The organism is Rathayibacter sp. AY1C1 (assembly GCF_002932105.1).
Taxonomy (GTDB): domain Bacteria; phylum Actinomycetota; class Actinomycetes; order Actinomycetales; family Microbacteriaceae; genus Rathayibacter.
Genome location: NZ_PSWH01000006.1, coordinates 29,471 through 45,123 on the forward strand (window position 1 = coordinate 29,471; position 15,653 = coordinate 45,123).

The following is a 15,653-nucleotide window of genomic DNA, read 5'->3' on the forward strand; positions in this document are numbered from 1 at the left end:
GCGCGATCTGCGGAACCCCCCGGGCGAGGGCGGACGACGGGTGGTGGGTGGACCGGAGAGCACGGGAGGGGCGGAGCCGCGGCCCCGCCCCTCCCGGGCGTCCTACTTCGTGCCGGCGTGACCCGGGAACGGCTTGCCGTTCAGCGAGACCTCGTCGGGGTCGACCTCGACGTCGCCCACGTCGTCCGGGCCGCCCGTGCCGGGCACGGCCTTCACCTCGGCCGAGCCGGAGACCTCGGTGCGGCTCTCCGCCGGATCCGAGTCCTGCTTGGCCTCGGTCTCGCGCTCGCTGCCGGGCGACTCCGAGATGTCCTTCTCGATGGTCTCGCTCTCGGAGGAGGTGGCGGGAGCCGCCCCGTCCGGCTTGCCGATGGTCGAGCCCTGGTCGTCCTGCTCCGTGCGGTCCTGGTCCATGTCGTCGCCTTTCGTCGGGACCTCCGACGCTACGTCGGGGCGCGCGCGGGGGCACCCGCTTGACAGCCCGGCCGGGGGAGGGCGGCGTGCAGGGTCGACGTACTACCCTGGGTCGACGGTCGCACCGGGGGGCGCGGCACACCCGCCGCCGACCGCGAGGAGGACCCGTGGCATCCCACCGGACAGGCGACACCCGCATCGTCGGGACGACGGTCGACGGCCGGTACACGATCGAGGAGCTCATCGGCCGCGGCGGCATGGCCACGGTCTACCGGGCGCGAGACGGCGTCCTCGGCCGCTCCGTCGCGCTGAAGATGTTCGCCCCCGGCATCGACGACGCGCAGGACCTGCAGCGCAAGGCATCCGAGATCCGGCTGCTCGCGGCCCTCAACCACCCCGCCCTCGTCACCCTCTACGACGCGCACGACGGCGGCGACGACACCAACGGCCAGGCCTACATGGTGATGGAGCTCGCCGAGGGCCCGAGCCTGTCCGAGCGGCTCGCCGAGGGCCCGGTCGCGCCGAACGACGTCGCCTCGATGGCGGGCGACCTCGGCGAGGCCCTGCACACGGTCCACGCGGCCGGAGTCGTGCACCGCGACGTGAAGCCGTCGAACGTGCTGCTCGTCCCGAGCCCGCTGACCAGCCGCGAGTTCCGCCCGAAGCTGGCCGACTTCGGCATCGCCTCCCTCATCGACGCGACGCGGATCACCGCGCCCGGCACCCTCATCGGCACCGCCGCCTACCTCAGCCCCGAGCAGGCGCACGGCGACCCGGTCACCTCGGCGAGCGACATCTACTCCCTCGGCCTGGTGCTCCTGGAGTCGCTGACCGGCCGCCGCCCGTTCACGGGCTCGGCGATCGAGGTCACGCTCGCCCGCCTGCTCCGCGACCCCGAGGTCTCGGAGTCGCTCGGCAGCGGCTGGACCTCGCTCCTGACCTCGATGACGCGGCGCGAGCCCGGCGAGCGTCCCGCCGCGCTCCAGGTGGCGGAGTCGGCACGTCGCCTGATCGATCCGCGGCGCGACTCCCCGCCGGCGGCCATCGTCGTCCCCGACGTCCCCGCCACCCGGGTGATGTCGACGGAGCCGCTCGCCGAGACCGAGCCGATCACGCGGACGGAGGCGCTCGACCCGACCCGCCGGCTCGCGGCCGACGCCTACCCGGCCACGGAGGCGATCGCTCCGACGCAGCGCTTCACCGCGACCGAGCGGATCGCTCCGGCACCGCGGATCGCTCCGGCACCGCAGACCGCTCCGGCGCCGCGCACGGCTCCGCTCCGCCCCGCGGCCGCCCCTCCGCAGCGCCGCGGCCCCAGCCCGTGGCTGATCGTGCTGGTGCTCGCGCTGGTCGCGGTCGCCGTCGGGCTCGCGATCATCCTGATCGACGGTCCCCAGTCGCCTCTGCCGCAGGTGGACGGCGAGCTGGGGGACCACCTCCGTCAGCTGCGCGAGAGCATCCGCTCGTGAGGGGCCTCCGACTGCGCGCCGCCGGCGCCGTGCTCGCCTCGGTCCTGCTGCTGAGCGGATGCTCCTCCGCGCCGCAGGGCATCGACGAGGGCACCGCCCAGACCCTCGACGACGCGGTGGTGGCCGTCGCCGAGAAGGCCTCGGCCGACGACTACCAGGGCGCTCTCACCGAGCTCGCCTCGCTGCAGTCGGCGCTGGACGCCGCGCTCGCCGAGGGATCCGTCAGCTCCGACCGCGCAGCGACGGTGCAGGCGCAGGTCGACGTCGTCCGCGGCGACCTCGAGGCCCTGATCGCGGGAGCCCCGGAGCCGGCACCGGCCGAGACGACCGAACCGGCTCCCGAGGAGACGACCCCGATCGAGGAGGAGCCGGAGGACACGCCGGCCCCCGTCGAGACCGAGGACGACCCCGCCCCCTCGCCCGAGGAGTCGGAGCCGGAGGAGACGCCGACCGAGCCGGAGGAGCCCGCGGAGGAGACCCCGGCCGCTCCCGGCGACGACGCTCCGGGGAGCAGCGGCGACGCTCCGGGGAACAGCGGCGACGCACCCGGCAACAGCGGGAACGCTCCCGGCAACGGCAACGGCAACGGCAACGGCAACGGCAACGCGGGCGGCAACGGCCCGGGCGCTCGCGGTGCGGCGACCGGAGTCGGCGCCCCCGCGGGCAGCGGTGCCGCACCCGGGGCCGCGAAGGGCCCCGGCGGCCGCTAGAGCGCTATTCCTGCGTCGAGAGCACGGCGAACGCGGCGTCGAGCTCGACGTCCACGTCCGTGCCGTCCTCGCGGGTGACCTCCACCTCGAAGGCGTGGTCGGCGTCGTCGCTGCGCTCGGCCTCGGTGACGGTCCCGGAGCCGACGGCGCCCAGCGCCGCCTCGCTCGCGCGGGCCAGGTCGTCGCCGGTGAGGTCGTCCGGGTCCACGGCGGCCGCCGTCGGGTCGCCGGCAGGTACGCCGTCGTCGCCCGAGCCGGCCTGGAGGGCGCGGTCGTCGGGGTCGACGGACACGACGGCGAAGGAGTCGTCGAGGCGCACCTCGTACTCGAGGCCGTCGCGGTCGGTCAGGTCCAGCTCGTAGCCGGTGGCGCCGTCGTCGTCGCGCTCGGCCGAGGTGACGGTCCCGCCGCCGATCTCGGCGAGCGCGGCCTCGCTCGCGCGGTCCAGGTCGCTGCCGGTGAGGGAGTCGGACCCCTCGAAGCCGTCGGTCGCGGCGTAGGCGATGCCCGTCCCGGCTCCGATCAGCACGACCGCTCCGGCGATCCCGGCGATGATCTTCGTCTTCTTCTGCACGATGGCTCCGTCCCGGCGCCGCTCGTCGACGCCTCCAGCACTCTCGCGGTCGGGCGCTGAAGCAGGCCTGAAGCGCCCGCTCAGCGGACGAGCGGCACCCGCACCTCGACCCGGGCGCCGCCCAGCGCCGAGTCGCCGACGACGACCCGTCCGCCGTGCGCCCGGGCGATCCCGGCGACGATCGCCAGGCCGAGGCCCGACCCTCCGGCGTCGCGCGCCCGGCCCTCGTCGAGGCGGACGAAGCGCTCGAGCACCCGCTCGCGCTCCGCCGCCGGGATCCCCGGCCCGTCGTCGTCCACCGCGAGCACCGCCTCCGCTCCGTCGATCCGGGTCGAGAGCGCCAGCTGCGAGGAGCGGTGCCGCACCGCGTTGTCGACCAGGTTGCGCAGCGCCCGCGAGAGCAGGGCCTCGTCGGCCACCGCCTGCACGGGCGAGATCCCGCTCGCGTCGACCCGGGCCCCGGAGTCGCGCAGGCGCCGCACCTCGCCGAGGGCGAGGTCGTCGAGGTCCACCGGGGCCGACGCCACGGCCAGGCGCGCCTCGTCCGCCCGGGCGAGCAGCAGCAGGCCCTCGATCAGCCCGCCGAGCCGCACCGACTCCTCCGCGACCGTCCTCGCCAGCCGGGCGGAGTCGAGCCGGTCCGGGTGCGCGAGCGCCACCTCCGCGGTCTGGCGCAGCGCCGCGACGGGGGAGCGCAGCTCGTGCGAGGCGTCCGAGACGAAGCGCCGCTGCCGCTCCTGCCCGCTCTGCAGCCGATCGAGCATCCGGTTGAGGGTGTGCGCCAGCCGGTCGACCTCGTCGCCGGAGCCGGGAGCGGCGATCCGGCGGTCCAGGGCGGAGGAGGTGACCGCCTCGGCCTCCTCGCGCATCCGCTCCACGGGGCGCAGCGCCCGGCCGACCACGACGGCGCACACCACCGCCACCAGCGCGATCAGCAGCGGGACTGCGACCGCGAGCAGCCCGATCGTCGTGGACACCGCCTCCTCGCGGCCCTCGTCGGGCACGCCGACCACGACGAGGGAGTCGTCGTCGAGCTCGCGGGCGGCGACCACCACCGCCCCCTCGTCGTCCACGTCGACCGTGGCCGGGTCGTCGCTCTCGGCCAGCGCGAGCGGAGGGAGGTCCTCCGCGTCCTCGCCCGCGGCGGTCACCCGCCCGTCGACCACGAGCTGGACCAGTCCCTCCGAGCCGCGGACGGCCTCCGGCCCGCCCTGCTCGACCAGCGCCGCGACCCGCTCCGCCTCGGCGGCGGCGGCGGAGGCGGCGCTCGAGGCGAGCACGGAGGAGAGGACCAGGACGAAGAGCACGCTCCCGAGGAGCGCGGCGGCGGCCACCACGGCGGTCGCGGCCGCGGTGATGCGGGTCCGCAGGCTCCGGCGGCTCACCCGGCCACCAGCGTGTAGCCCGCCCCGCGCCGGGTGCGGAGGGTGTCGCGGCCGAAGGGCCGGTCGATCTTGTTGCGCAGGGTGCGGACGTAGACCTCGACGATGTTCGGGTCGCCGTCGTAGTCGAAGTCCCAGACGGCTCCGAGGACGTCGCGTTTGGAGACGACCTCGCCCGCCCGTGAGACGAAGTATTCGAGGACGCTGAACTCGCGCGCGGTCAGCGGCACGGCGACTCCGCCCCGCTCGACGGTGCGGGAGGCCGGATTCAGCACGAGATCGCCGACGACGCGCACCGTGGGCCGCTCGGCGGCTCCGCGGCGGATGAGGGCGCGCAGCCGCGCGACGAGCACCGGGAACGAGAACGGCTTGGTGAGGTAGTCATCGGCGCCGGTGTCGAGGGCCTCGACCTGGTCGAGGTCGCCGTCCTTCGCGGTGAGCATCAGGATCGGGGTCCAGTCCTCGGCGGCGCGCAGCCGCTCGCAGACGCGGAAGCCGCTGACGTCCGGGAGCATCAGGTCGAGGACGATGGCGGCGTAGTCGGCCTCCTGCGCGTACCAGAGGGCGTCGGTGCCGGTGGTCGCGGTGTCCACGGCGAAGCCCTCGGCCTCCAGGCCCGTCTCGAGGGCGCGGAGCAGGTTGATCTCGTCGTCGACGACCAGGATGCGGATGGCGGCCTCCCCGGGCTCGGCGCGCGGGGCCCCGCGCGAGCCCAGGCTAGCCGCGGCCCCGCTGAAGCCCGCCTGAAGGGCCGGCGGACCACCTCCCCGCCGAGGCGCCGGCTCCCCGCCGGGACACCGGCCGGAGCGCGGTGTCCCGGCGGGACGCGCGGCGCCCGGGCGCGGGTCACTCGTCGCGGTCGGTGTACTCGCCCTCGCCCTCGGCGGAGGTGCCCGCGGCGCTGGTGTCGACGTAGCTGCCCTTGTCGGCGGTGCTCTGCTCGTTGACCGAGGTGTCGACGTAGCTGCCCTCGGCCTCGCCGGCGGTGTGCGAGACGCCCTCCGTCGAGGTGTACTCGCCGCCCTCGGTGTCCTCGGTGCTCGTGCCCTCGGCGACGTGACGGCCGTGGCCGGCGGTGTGCTCGTCGTGACCCTCGTGGTGGTCGTGGTGCTCGTGACCCTCGTGGTGCTCGTTGTCGTGGTCGTGGTGGGCCATGGCGGCCTCCTCGCTTCGTCGCGTCGGTGCGCGGTCGGATCCGCCGCGCTCGCTCCGAGACTTCTGCATCGGGGGCGGGGGTGCAAGACGTGGCGGCTGCACATCCGTGCCGCGCAACTCCTACCGGTGCCGGATCCGCCCGCCTAGCCTCCGAGGATGAGCAGACCCCCTCGCACCCGCTGGAGCGTCATCGGCCAGCTCGGACCGGCCTTCGACGACGGCGGTCCGATGCTGCTGGTCGAGGCCCGATCGGCGTTCGGGCGCCGCCCGATGCACCGCGCCAAGGCGCAGCTGCTGCTGTCGGCGCTCCGCCACCGCGCCCGCGAGCTCGGGGACCGCGCCGAGTACGTCCGCTCCGAGACCTTCGGCGAGGCCCTCGCCGGGCGCGACGACCTCGAGGTGATCGACCCGCCGACCCGCGGCGGCCGCCGCCTCGCCCGCAGGCTCGGCATGAGCGTCCTGCCCAGCCGCGGCTTCGTCACGGCCGAGGAGGACTTCCGCGAGTGGGCGCTCTCCCGCTCGGGCAAGCGCCTGCTGCTGGATTACTTCTACCGGTGGAGCCGCGAGCGCACCGGCGTGCTGATGCGCGGCGACCAGCCCGAGGGCGGCCGCTGGAACTACGACCACGACAACCGCCAGCCTCCGCCCAAGGGCGCCTCCCGGCTCGGCCTGCCGGACCCGTGGTGGCCGGAGGAGGACGACATCGACGAGGAGGTGCGCGCCGACCTCGCGCGCTGGGAGGCCGAGGGGACGGTCCGCCTGGTCGGCGCCGACGGTCCGCGCCGCTTCGCCGCGACGCCCGCCGAGGCCGAGGCGGCGCTCGCCGACTTCGTGTCGTCGCGCCTGGGCGACTTCGGGACCTACGAGGACGCGATGCTCTCGGGCGACTGGACGATGGCGCACTCGCTGCTCAGCGCCCCGATGAACCTCGGCGTGCTCGATCCGCGGACGGTCGTCGAGGCGGCCGAGGCGGAGTACGCCGCCGGGGGCGCGCCGATCGCGGCGACGGAGGGGTTCATCCGCCAGATCCTCGGCTGGCGCGACTACGTCTGGAACCTGTTCTGGCACCTCGGGCCGGACTACCGGAACCGCAGCCGTGCGCTCGGCGCCTCCACACCGCTGCCCGCGGAGCTGCTGAACCTCGACCCGAGCGGCATCGAGGCGAACTGCCTGCACGAGACGCTCGACGACGTGCACCGGCACGGCTGGGCGCACCACATCCAGCGCCTGATGGTGCTCGGCAACTGGGGACTGCAGCGGGGGTGGGATCCGGCGGAGCTCAACGACTGGTTCGTGGACGTCTTCGTCGACGGCACGGAGTGGGTGATGCCCGCGAACGTGATCGGGATGTCCCAGCACGCCGACGGCGGCGTCGTCGCGACGAAGCCGTACGCCTCGGGCGGCGCCTACATCAACCGGATGTCCGACTACTGCGGCGGCTGCCGCTTCGACCCGAAGGTGCGCCTGGGCGAGAACGCCTGCCCGGTGACCGCCGGGTACTGGGCCTTCCTCGACCGGGCCGAGCCCGTTCTCCGCGGCAACCACCGGATGGCGCAGCCCCTCGCGGGCCTGCGCCGCCTCGCGGACCGCGAAGCGGTGGTCGACCAGGAGCGCCTGCGCGAGACGTACTGACGCGGGGCCGGCGGCGCGCCCGCCGCTACTCCGCGCGCACGAAGCGCGACACGGTGACCGCGACCGTCACCGCGGTCGTCCCCTCCACCGCCGCGAGCCGCGCGTCCAGCGCCTCGGGATCCACGTGGTGGGCACTCGGCCCCATCAGCACCTCGGCGCGCAGCTCGTCGACGTTCATCAGCACCGTCGTGTCGAGCTCGATGCGCTCCTCGAGCGCGAACCCCGCCAGCTGCTCGTCGAGCCGCTCCGCCTTGCCGGCGTCGATGCCCAGCATCCCGAACCGCTCGCGGATCTCGTGCAGGTGCCTCTCGCGCGGAGTGACGACGACGGCGACGCCGCCCGGACGGAGCACCCGCCGCATCTCCGGGGCGTTCCGCGGCGCGAAGACGGTGAGCAGCGCGTCGGCGGAGGCGTCGGCCAGCGGGAGGGGCTGCCAGAGGTCGGCGGTCGCGATCGCCGCCCGGGGGTGCGCGCGGGCGGCGCGGCGGGCGGCCGGGGCCGAGAGGTCCAGGCCCAGCCCGTCCGCCGCCGGATGCGCCTCGAGCACGGCCGCGAGGTACGCCCCGGTGCCGCAGCCGAGGTCGACCACGAGCCGCGCGCCGGCGGGGACGGCCGCGGCGACCGCGTCCTGGATCACCCGGTAGTGGCCGGAGCCGAGCAGGTCGGCGCGGGCCTGCACCATCGCCGCGGTGTCGCCCGAGGTCGCGTGCCTCCCGCGCAGCAGCGAGGCGTAGCCCTGACGCGCGAGGTCGGCGCTGTGCCCGAGGGGGCAGCGGAGCGAGGAGGGGCGGGGGAGCGCGTCGGGGGCGAGCGCGCCGCCGCAGACCGGGCAGGCGAGGGCGGGCAGCACCGTCGATCCGGGTCGGGCGGCCGGATCGAACGCGCTCACTCCGCGCCGGGCGCGCGCGCCCGCATGGCGGTGACCGCCGCGTTCAGCGTCGCGATGGTCGGCACCGCGAACAGCGCTCCGGCGAGCCCGGCCACCTCGAGCCCGGTCGCGACTCCGAGCACCACGGCGAGCGGATGCACCTTCACGGCGGTCCCGAGGATGAGCGGCTGCAGCACGTGCCCCTCGAGCAGGTGCACCAGGATCACGACGCCGACCATCACCAGCGCGGCGACGGGCCCGCTGAACAGCAGAGCGACCAGCGCGGCGAGCGCACCGGTCACGATCGCGCCGAGGATCGGGACGAACGAGCCGAGGAACACCACGATCGCGATCGGCACGACGAGCGGCAGCTGCAGCGCGAGCGCGCCGATGCCGATGCCGACGGCGTTGATCCCGGCGACGCCGAGCTGCGCGATCACGAACTGGCTGAGGGTCCGCCAGCCGGCGGCGCCGCCGCGCTCCATCGCGGGGCGCGCGCGGCGGGGGAGGAGGCGGAGGAACCAGTGCCAGATCCGGCGGCCGTCGAGGAGCAGGAAGATCAGCGAGAACAGGGTGAGGAGGGTTCCGGCGAAGACCTCGGCCAGCTGGGAGCCGACGGCGAGGGCCCCGGACGCGATCGTCGACGCCTGCGCGTCGGCCCAGTCGACCGCGCGCTGCGCCCAGTCCGAGAGCTGGACGTCCGAGAACGACAGCGGCGGGCTCCGCAGCCACGCCTCGACGCCGTCGACCGCGTCGAGAGCGCGCTGCCCCACTCCGCTGAAGCCGGAGCGCGACTGCACGATCACCAGCCCGACGAGGCCGGTCAGCAGGAGGAGCATCAGGACGATCGAGACCAGGACCGCGAGCGGGCGGGGGAGCCGCAGGCGCTCGAGCCGGTTCCGCAGCGGGGTGAGGAGCGCGGTGAGCAGCAGCGCGATCAGCACCGGCACGACGATCACGGGCAGCAGCGAGACGAGGCGCACGAGGAGGTAGAGGAGCCCGGCGACGGCGAGGAAGCGCCACGACCAGGCGGCGGCGATCCGCATCCCGGTCGAGACGTCGCCCGAGGCGTCGTCCGGCGAGTCCGAGGGGGCCGGAGCCGTGACCGCAGCCGGGGGAGCGGCGGCCGCAGGCGGACTCGCCGCCGTGCCGTGCCGCTCGTCGCGCGCTCGCCGTTCCCGCATGACCCCTCCGATCCTCTCGCAGTGTACGGCGGAGCGGCCGTCCGGGACCGGGAGGGAGCCCGGGGGCGCCCCGCCTGGAGGGATCCGGGCGCCGGATGCGCCGGCAGCGGCTCGTCCGGAGGGCGGAACGCGCCGGATCGCGCCGTCTCCGCCCCGTTCCCCGCCTCGGCCGCGGGAGGCCGGTCCGTGCCGGTAGCGTCGTGCGGGTCGATGCCGAGCGAGGAGGGCGACGGATGCTGGAGGCGGTTCTCGCGATCGCCGCGTGGTGCGCGGGCGCGGTGCTCGTCGTCAGCGGCGCCCTGAAGCTCGGCCGCACGGAGCGGTTCCGGGCGAGCCTCGAGGCGCTCGGGGTCCCCCTCCTCCTCCGGCGCCGCGGCTGGTTCGCGGCCGCCTTCCCCGTCGTCGAGATCGCGCTGGGCGCCGCGGTGGTGCTGGCGCCCGCTCCGGCGCACCGTGCCGCCCTCGTGCCGGTGGCGCTCCTCGACGCCGTGTTCCTCGTCGTCGCCGTCCGCGCGGTCCGCGCGACGGAGGACGTCGACTGCGAGTGCTTCGGCGGGCTGGGCTCGGCACGGATGACCGGACGCACCGTCGCGAGGAACGCGGTGCTGCTCGCGCTCGCGGTCGCCGGGGCCCTCGGCGGGCTCGCTCCGGCCGCGCTGCTCGGCGGCGGCGGTGCCTCGGCGGCGGCGTCCGGGCTCGCCGCCGCTCTCGCCGCGGTCTCGCTCGTGCTGGTGCGCGACCGCCTTGCGGCGTCGACGGCCGCTCGCGTCCGGGCGGCCGCCCGCCTGTCCGCAGCCGACAGGGAGTCCGCGCCGGGGCGCGCGCCCGAGGGCGACCTCTCGGCCGCCGACCTCGCGTTCGTCACAGTGGCCGGCGAGCTCCTGACGCTCGAGGAGCTGTCCCGCCCGGCGACGCACCTCGTCTTCTTCTCGCCCTCGTGCGCCGCCTGCCACGCGCTCGTCGAGCGCTTCCGCTGGTGGCCCCACGGCCTGCGCCCGGGCGAGGAGCTGCTGCCCGTCCTCCTCGGCAGCCGCGAGGACTTCGCGGTGCACGCCGTCTACGGGCCGCTCGTCGACCACGCCCTCTACGATCCGGAGGGCCGCGTCGCCGCCGCCCTCGGCCGAGCGGGGACGCCGGGCCACGTGCTGCTCACGCCCGAGCGTCCGCTCGGCGACGGCTGGACCTCGGGAGCCGCGTCGATCGAGGCACGCGTGCTCCGGCCCGGATTCCTCGCCGAGCTGCAGGCGGCCGGCCCGGACCCGGCTCCGGCGGCCGGCGGCGCGGTACCGGCGGGGTGACGACGGCCGGCGGGCGGAGCGGTGCCGCCGGGCTGTCGACGACCGACCGACGGCGGCCGGGCTCAGCGGCGCTCGAACTCGCCGGACATCGAGCCGTGCACGGGGTGGGCGGGATCGTCACCCACGGCGCGGGCGGGATCGTCGATCTCCACGGCGCGGGACGGGGGCTCCTCGTCGCTCGCGTCGAGGCCGAAGCCGTCCTCGAGCAGCTCCTGGGCGATGCGGCTCGACAGGCCGCTCCTCTCGCCCGGTCCGGGGTCGCTCTCCGGGTCGACGGGGGCGGCGAACGCCTGCTCGAGTCCGGACGCCGGCATCCCGGCGTCGTCGATCGAGTCGGCTCGCCCGTCGGAGGGTCCTCGTGCAGGTCTCGGCATGCGCCCGAGCGTAGAGGACGGGCCCCCGGAGGTCGACGCTCCGTCGCGCACTGCCGGGCCGCCCGCGCGCCGGGTCAGTCGTGCAGCGACCAGGAGTGGGGAGCGACCTGGACGCCGCCGACGGTCGCCGTCTCGTCGCCGATGTTCAGCGCGAGCCGCGCGGTGCGTCCCTCCGGGCCCTCCGCCACGAGCATCACGGCGGTGTTGGAGAGGTCGACCGTGCGGGTGCTCGCGCCGACCAGCCACGGGTTCCGTCGGCGGAACGCGACGACCTCCTGGTGGGCCCGGTAGGCCTCCCCGCCCGGCCACTCGGCGGGCTCGGCCGGGAACTCCGGGCGGATCGCGTCGTCGCCGCCGATCCGCTCCTCCTTGACGCCGCGCAGGCCCCGCTCGTCGCCGGAGTAGATGCTCGGCACGCCGGCGACGAAGCCGAGGATCGCCGCGGCGTGGCCGTGGTGGCGCTCGTCGCTGACGGCGCTGGCGATCCGGGTGACGTCGTGGTTGCCGACGAAGGTGAGGGGCAGGAACTCGCGGACGAAGTCGTCGTGGCGCTTCAGGGACCAGGCCAGCTCGAAGAGGTTCGCCTCCTCGAGGGAGTTGCGGACGGCCTTCCAGAGCTCGTACTGCGTGACCGAGTCGAGCCCCGACTCCCGCACGTAGCCGGTGTAGTCGCCGTGGATGACCTCGCCGACGAACCACGCGTCGGGGAAGCGCTGCCGCACCGGGTCGATCGCCGCGTGCCAGGCCGCCGGCGCGACCGCGTACGCCGCGTCGAGCCGCCAGCCGTCGATGCCCCGCTCGAGCCAGTGCGCGAGCACGGAGGACACGTGCTCCGCGACCTCGGGGTTCCCGTTGTCGAGCTCGACCAGGGCGTCGTGCCCCTCGAACACGTCGACGCGGAGGCCGTCGACCTCCTGCGACCGCTCGCTGCGGGAGAAGCGCGCCGCCTCGGGGGAGCCCTCGCCGGCCGCGACGGCGGCACGCCACCAGGGGTGCTCCCGTCCCACGTGGTTGAAGACCCCGTCGAGCAGCACCCGGATCCCGCGCTCGCGGCACGCGGCGATCAGCGCGTCGAGGTCTGCCTCGTCGCCGAGGCGGGGATCGATCCGGAAGTGGTCGACCGTGTCGTAGCCGTGGGTGGAGGAGGCGAAGACCGGCCCGAGCAGCAGCCCGTTGCAGCCCAGCGCCAGCAGGTCGTCGAGCCAGGGGAGCAGGGCGCGGAGGCGGTGCTGCGGCTCGTCCTCCGGACCCGGACCCTCCGAGGCGCTCGCCTCGGCGCCCGTGAAGCCGAGCGGGTAGACGTGCCACCAGATCGCCGTCGAGATCCAACCGTCCGTCTGAGCCATCGTGGCCGTCCTCCCGGCCCGCTCGGGCGCGGGCCGCCGTCACTGTAGCGAGGCGGGCTGGACCGGAGCCGCGCCCGCTCACGGGCCGGGCCGCAGGGCGGTGATCCAAGCCAGCACGGCCAGGCCCGCCCGCACGGAGGCGGGTGCCGTGACGGAGCAGACGAGCAGTGCGAGAGCCGCGCAGGCGAGCCCGGCCACCGCGCTCCTCCGCTCGCCCGCCCACCGCAGCGCCCGCACGGACGCGATCACCGTGGCGACCGCCACGGCGACGGCGGGGAGGGCCCAGAGCGGATGCACGGAGGACGCGAGCGCGAGCAGGCCCAGCGCGAGCGCGGCGAGACCGGGCTCGTACGGCCTGCGGGCGGGAGGGTGCCGCCGGGGAGGGCGGAGGAGGGCCGCGTCGGCCGGAGCGGGTGGAGGGAGGAGTGCCGTCGTCGTCATGAGCCGATCCTCGTCAGGCCGCGGGCCGCGCGGAGAGGCGATCGGCGGATCGGTGGACGAGGGGCGCCGAGCGCCTCCTGTGGAGGGACCGACCGGCGCGATCGGCGTCGTTCCGGGCGTCTCGAGGCCGGAATCGCCGGAGATCCGGGGCGGGGCTGGTAGGTTACCGACGGTCCGACCGGTTGAGGACGTCCGTCCCCGGCCGAGGACGATCCATCGAAACCAGCTGTTCCGACAGCGAGAACGTCCTGGGAGGACACTCCATGGCTGACAAGTCGCTCAACCGCACCGAGCTCGTCGCGAAGATCGCCGCCGACTCCGGCCAGAGCCAGGCCGCCGTCAACGGCGTCCTCGACGCGCTCTTCACCACCCTCGCCGACTCCGTGTCGAACGACGTGAAGGTCACCATCCCCGGCTGGATCGCCGTCGAGCGCACCTCCCGCGCCGCACGCACCGGCCGCAACCCGCAGACCGGCGAGACCATCCAGATCGCCGCCGGCCACTCGGTCAAGGTCTCCGCGGGCACCAAGCTCAAGGCCGCCGCGAAGTAGTCGCGCCCTCCGACACGGCCCCGGCACTGCGCCGGGGCCGTCGTCGTCCGCGGACGCGGCTGCCGATCAGCCGCGGAACGTAGGCTGGACCGGTGAATCGAACCGTCCGGATCGTCGGCCCTGCGCTCGTGCTCGTCGCCGCAGCGCTCGTCGCCCTTCTCGCGGCCCTGGCCTTCGGCGGGGGAGCCGCGGCTCCGCTGCTGAACGATCCCGGCCCCGTGGTCCGCTACGGCCTCCCGATCGCCAAGCTGGCCGTCAATCTCGGCGCCGCGGGCATGATCGGCTCGCTCGTGCTGACGCTGTTCGCGCTGAGCCCCCGCGCCGCCGCTGCCCGCGACGCCCGATCCTCGTCCCGCGCCTCGACCGCTCACGCCTCCTCGCGCGGCGGCCAGTCCTCGCGCGGCGGCCAGTCCTCCTCCCGCGCAGGATCGACGCGCACCGCGGTCGCCCCCGCGCGCCCTGCGCCCGGCGAGGCCGCGCCCGAGCCGCGCACCGAGTTCTCGATCGCCCTCGACGTCGCCGCCGCCAGCGCCGCCTTCTTCGCGGCGGCCAGCGCGGTGACCGGGTTCCTCACCTTCCTCAACGTCACGCAGACGCCCCTGAGCCTCGACCGCGACTTCGGCACCAAGCTCAGCTACTTCATCGGCAGCATCGAGGTCGGCCAGGCCTGGCTCATCACGACGCTGCTCGCGGCCGTCGTCACCGTCCTCTGCTTCGCCGTCCGCAACCAGACCGCGCTCGTCTTCGTCACGGGCCTGGCCCTGCTCACGCTGCTGCCGATGGCGCAGCAGGGGCACGCGGCCGGAGCGAGCGGGCACGACGCCGCCGTCACGGCGCTGGGCCTGCACCTCGTCTTCGCGGCGATCTGGCTGGGCGGCCTCATCACCGTCATCGCCCTGCGGCCCCTGCTCGGCGGCTCCCGCCTGCTGCCCGTGATCGAGCGCTACTCCAGCCTCGCGCTCGTGAGCTTCGTCGTGGTCGCGGCGTCCGGCTACGTCAGCGCCGAGCTCCGGCTCGCCACCCTCGACAACCTGCTCACCGGCTACGGGATCCTCGTGCTGGTCAAGGTCGCGGCGCTGGTCGCGCTGGGCCTGTTCGGCGTGCTGCAGCGCCGCTACCTCATCGAGCGGATGCGGAAGGCCGGCGGTGTCGGCGGCCGCAGCTTCTGGTGGCTCGTCGGCGCCGAGATCGCCTTCATGGGGATCGCCTCCGGAGTCGCTGCGGCGCTCGCGCGCACCGCGACCCCGGTCGACCAGATCGCCGCCAGCCAGCTCACGGATCCGACCCCGGCCCAGCTGCTGACGGGCGAGCCCCTGCCGCCGCCCGCGAGCGCGATGAACTTCCTCACGCTCTGGAACATCGACCTGGTCTGGCTCCTGGTCTGCTCCTTCGCCATCGCGTTCTACGTCGCCGGAGTGGTGCGCCTGCACCGCCGCGGCGACCGCTGGCCCCTGCACCGCACGATCCTCTGGATCGCGGGCATGCTCCTCCTGGCCTACATCACGAACGGCGGGGTGAACGCGTACGAGAAGTACCTGTTCAGCGCCCACATGCTCTCGCACATGGTCCTCACCATGGCGGTGCCGCTGCTGCTCGTCCCGGCGGCACCGGTCACGCTCATCGCCCGCGCCGCCGCCCGCCGCACCGACGGCTCCCGCGGTGCCCGCGAGTGGGTGCTGCTCGCCGTGCACTCGCGCTTCGCCACCGCGATCTCGCACCCGATCGTCGCCGCGCTGCTGTTCGTCGGGTCGCTCTGGGGCTTCTACTACTCCCCGCTGTTCCGCTGGGCCACCACGGACCACATCGGCCACGAGTGGATGATCGTCCACTTCCTGATCACCGGGTACCTCTTCGTCAGCGTCCTGATCGGAGTGGACCCGAGCGTGCACCGCGTGCCCTTCGCGATGCGCCTCCTGCTGCTGCTGGGCACCATGGCGTTCCACGCCTTCTTCGGCCTCGCGCTGATGACGGGGGAGGGGCTGCTCCTCGCCGACTGGTACGGAGCGATGGGCTGGGGCACCTCCGCGCTCGCCGATCAGCAGGCGGCCGGCGGCATCGCGTGGAGCATCGGCGAGATCCCCACCCTCGCGCTCGCGATCGTCGTCGCGATGATGTGGAGCCGCTCCGACGCCCGCGAGACCAAGCGCCGCGACCGCCAGGCCGACCGCACCGGAGAGGCCGAGCTCACGGCCTACAACGACCGCCTGGCCGCCCTCCAGAAGCGCGGCTGATCCGCGCCCGGGCCCCGGGGGTCC

The 15,653-nt window shown here is 75.2% G+C and carries 16 protein-coding genes; 6 read left to right on the top strand and 10 right to left on the bottom strand.

Features of this window, described 5'->3' with window-relative positions; all coding sequences use genetic code 11:
- Positions 1 to 102: 102 nt before the first annotated feature.
- The gene (locus tag C5C71_RS04375) at positions 103 to 414 is read right to left on the bottom strand and encodes a hypothetical protein (protein WP_104222919.1); all 312 of its coding nucleotides are present in this window, start codon (positions 412 to 414) and stop codon (positions 103 to 105) included.
- A 167-nt stretch (positions 415 to 581) separates the two neighbouring features.
- On the opposite strand from C5C71_RS04375, the gene C5C71_RS04380 reads away from it, so the two are divergent.
- Both C5C71_RS04380 and C5C71_RS04385 read left to right on the top strand, forming a co-directional pair.
- A complete protein-coding gene (locus C5C71_RS04380) occupies positions 582 to 1,883 on the top strand; it encodes a serine/threonine-protein kinase (RefSeq protein ID WP_104226116.1) in 1,302 nt (433 codons plus the stop codon).
- Positions 1,880 to 2,593 carry a hypothetical protein gene (locus C5C71_RS04385; protein WP_104337206.1) on the top strand — a complete coding sequence of 238 codons (714 nt, stop codon included), beginning with the start codon at positions 1,880 to 1,882 and terminating at the stop codon, positions 2,591 to 2,593. Before C5C71_RS04380 ends, C5C71_RS04385 begins: the two co-directional genes overlap by 4 nt.
- Positions 2,594 to 2,597: 4 nt before the next feature.
- Here C5C71_RS04385 and C5C71_RS17485 read toward each other — a convergent pair whose 3' ends face one another.
- From C5C71_RS17485 to C5C71_RS17490, 4 genes are all read right to left on the bottom strand, one after another.
- Positions 2,598 to 3,167 carry a PepSY domain-containing protein gene (locus C5C71_RS17485; RefSeq protein ID WP_104233065.1) on the bottom strand — a complete coding sequence of 190 codons (570 nt, stop codon included), beginning with the start codon at positions 3,165 to 3,167 and terminating at the stop codon, positions 2,598 to 2,600.
- An 80-nt stretch (positions 3,168 to 3,247) separates the two neighbouring features.
- The gene (locus C5C71_RS04395) at positions 3,248 to 4,552 is read right to left on the bottom strand and encodes a cell wall metabolism sensor histidine kinase WalK (RefSeq protein ID WP_258068644.1); all 1,305 of its coding nucleotides are present in this window, start codon (positions 4,550 to 4,552) and stop codon (positions 3,248 to 3,250) included.
- Entirely contained in the window at positions 4,549 to 5,220 is a 672-nt protein-coding gene (locus C5C71_RS04400; RefSeq protein ID WP_104337239.1) for a response regulator transcription factor, read from the bottom strand. The genes C5C71_RS04395 and C5C71_RS04400 overlap by 4 nt, the downstream gene beginning before the upstream one ends.
- Before the next feature lie 175 nt (positions 5,221 to 5,395).
- The gene (locus tag C5C71_RS17490; protein ID WP_181027115.1) at positions 5,396 to 5,704 is read right to left on the bottom strand and encodes a hypothetical protein; all 309 of its coding nucleotides are present in this window, start codon (positions 5,702 to 5,704) and stop codon (positions 5,396 to 5,398) included.
- Positions 5,705 to 5,860: 156 nt separating this feature from the next.
- On the opposite strand from C5C71_RS17490, the gene C5C71_RS04410 reads away from it, so the two are divergent.
- Positions 5,861 to 7,336, top strand: a complete 1,476-nt coding sequence (locus C5C71_RS04410) for a cryptochrome/photolyase family protein (protein ID WP_104337207.1) — start codon at positions 5,861 to 5,863, stop codon at positions 7,334 to 7,336.
- 25 nt (positions 7,337 to 7,361) lie between these two features.
- On the opposite strand, the gene C5C71_RS04415 is transcribed toward C5C71_RS04410, so the two are convergent.
- Both C5C71_RS04415 and C5C71_RS04420 read right to left on the bottom strand, forming a co-directional pair.
- Positions 7,362 to 8,225 carry a methyltransferase domain-containing protein gene (locus C5C71_RS04415; protein WP_104337208.1) on the bottom strand — a complete coding sequence of 288 codons (864 nt, stop codon included), beginning with the start codon at positions 8,223 to 8,225 and terminating at the stop codon, positions 7,362 to 7,364.
- Complete coding sequence (locus C5C71_RS04420; RefSeq protein ID WP_104337209.1) at positions 8,222 to 9,388, bottom strand: AI-2E family transporter; 1,167 nt, start codon at positions 9,386 to 9,388, stop codon at positions 8,222 to 8,224. Before C5C71_RS04420 ends, C5C71_RS04415 begins: the two co-directional genes overlap by 4 nt.
- A gap of 233 nt (positions 9,389 to 9,621) precedes the next feature.
- Between C5C71_RS04420 and C5C71_RS17870 the strand changes: the two genes are divergently transcribed.
- Positions 9,622 to 10,686: a MauE/DoxX family redox-associated membrane protein gene (locus C5C71_RS17870; RefSeq protein ID WP_104269452.1), complete on the top strand. Its 1,065-nt coding sequence runs from the start codon at positions 9,622 to 9,624 to the stop codon at positions 10,684 to 10,686.
- A gap of 62 nt (positions 10,687 to 10,748) precedes the next feature.
- Here the strand turns inward: C5C71_RS17870 and C5C71_RS17875 are convergent, their stop codons facing one another.
- The 3 genes from C5C71_RS17875 to C5C71_RS04440 all read right to left on the bottom strand — a co-directional run bounded on the left by C5C71_RS17875 (position 10,749) and on the right by C5C71_RS04440 (position 12,847).
- Positions 10,749 to 11,060 (bottom strand): hypothetical protein, encoded by a 312-nt coding sequence (locus C5C71_RS17875; protein WP_146084422.1) that lies wholly within the window; start codon positions 11,058 to 11,060, stop codon positions 10,749 to 10,751.
- Positions 11,061 to 11,134: 74 nt separating this feature from the next.
- Complete coding sequence (locus C5C71_RS04435) at positions 11,135 to 12,406, bottom strand: alpha-amylase family glycosyl hydrolase (protein ID WP_104337210.1); 1,272 nt, start codon at positions 12,404 to 12,406, stop codon at positions 11,135 to 11,137.
- A 78-nt stretch (positions 12,407 to 12,484) separates the two neighbouring features.
- A complete protein-coding gene (locus tag C5C71_RS04440) occupies positions 12,485 to 12,847 on the bottom strand; it encodes a hypothetical protein (RefSeq protein ID WP_104337211.1) in 363 nt (120 codons plus the stop codon).
- A 263-nt stretch (positions 12,848 to 13,110) separates the two neighbouring features.
- On the opposite strand from C5C71_RS04440, the gene C5C71_RS04445 reads away from it, so the two are divergent.
- Both C5C71_RS04445 and C5C71_RS04450 read left to right on the top strand, forming a co-directional pair.
- Positions 13,111 to 13,398 (top strand): HU family DNA-binding protein, encoded by a 288-nt coding sequence (locus C5C71_RS04445; protein ID WP_104337212.1) that lies wholly within the window; start codon positions 13,111 to 13,113, stop codon positions 13,396 to 13,398.
- Positions 13,399 to 13,490: 92 nt separating this feature from the next.
- Positions 13,491 to 15,629 carry a bifunctional copper resistance protein CopD/cytochrome c oxidase assembly protein gene (locus C5C71_RS04450; RefSeq protein ID WP_258062207.1) on the top strand — a complete coding sequence of 713 codons (2,139 nt, stop codon included), beginning with the start codon at positions 13,491 to 13,493 and terminating at the stop codon, positions 15,627 to 15,629.
- Positions 15,630 to 15,653: the final 24 nt, after the last annotated feature.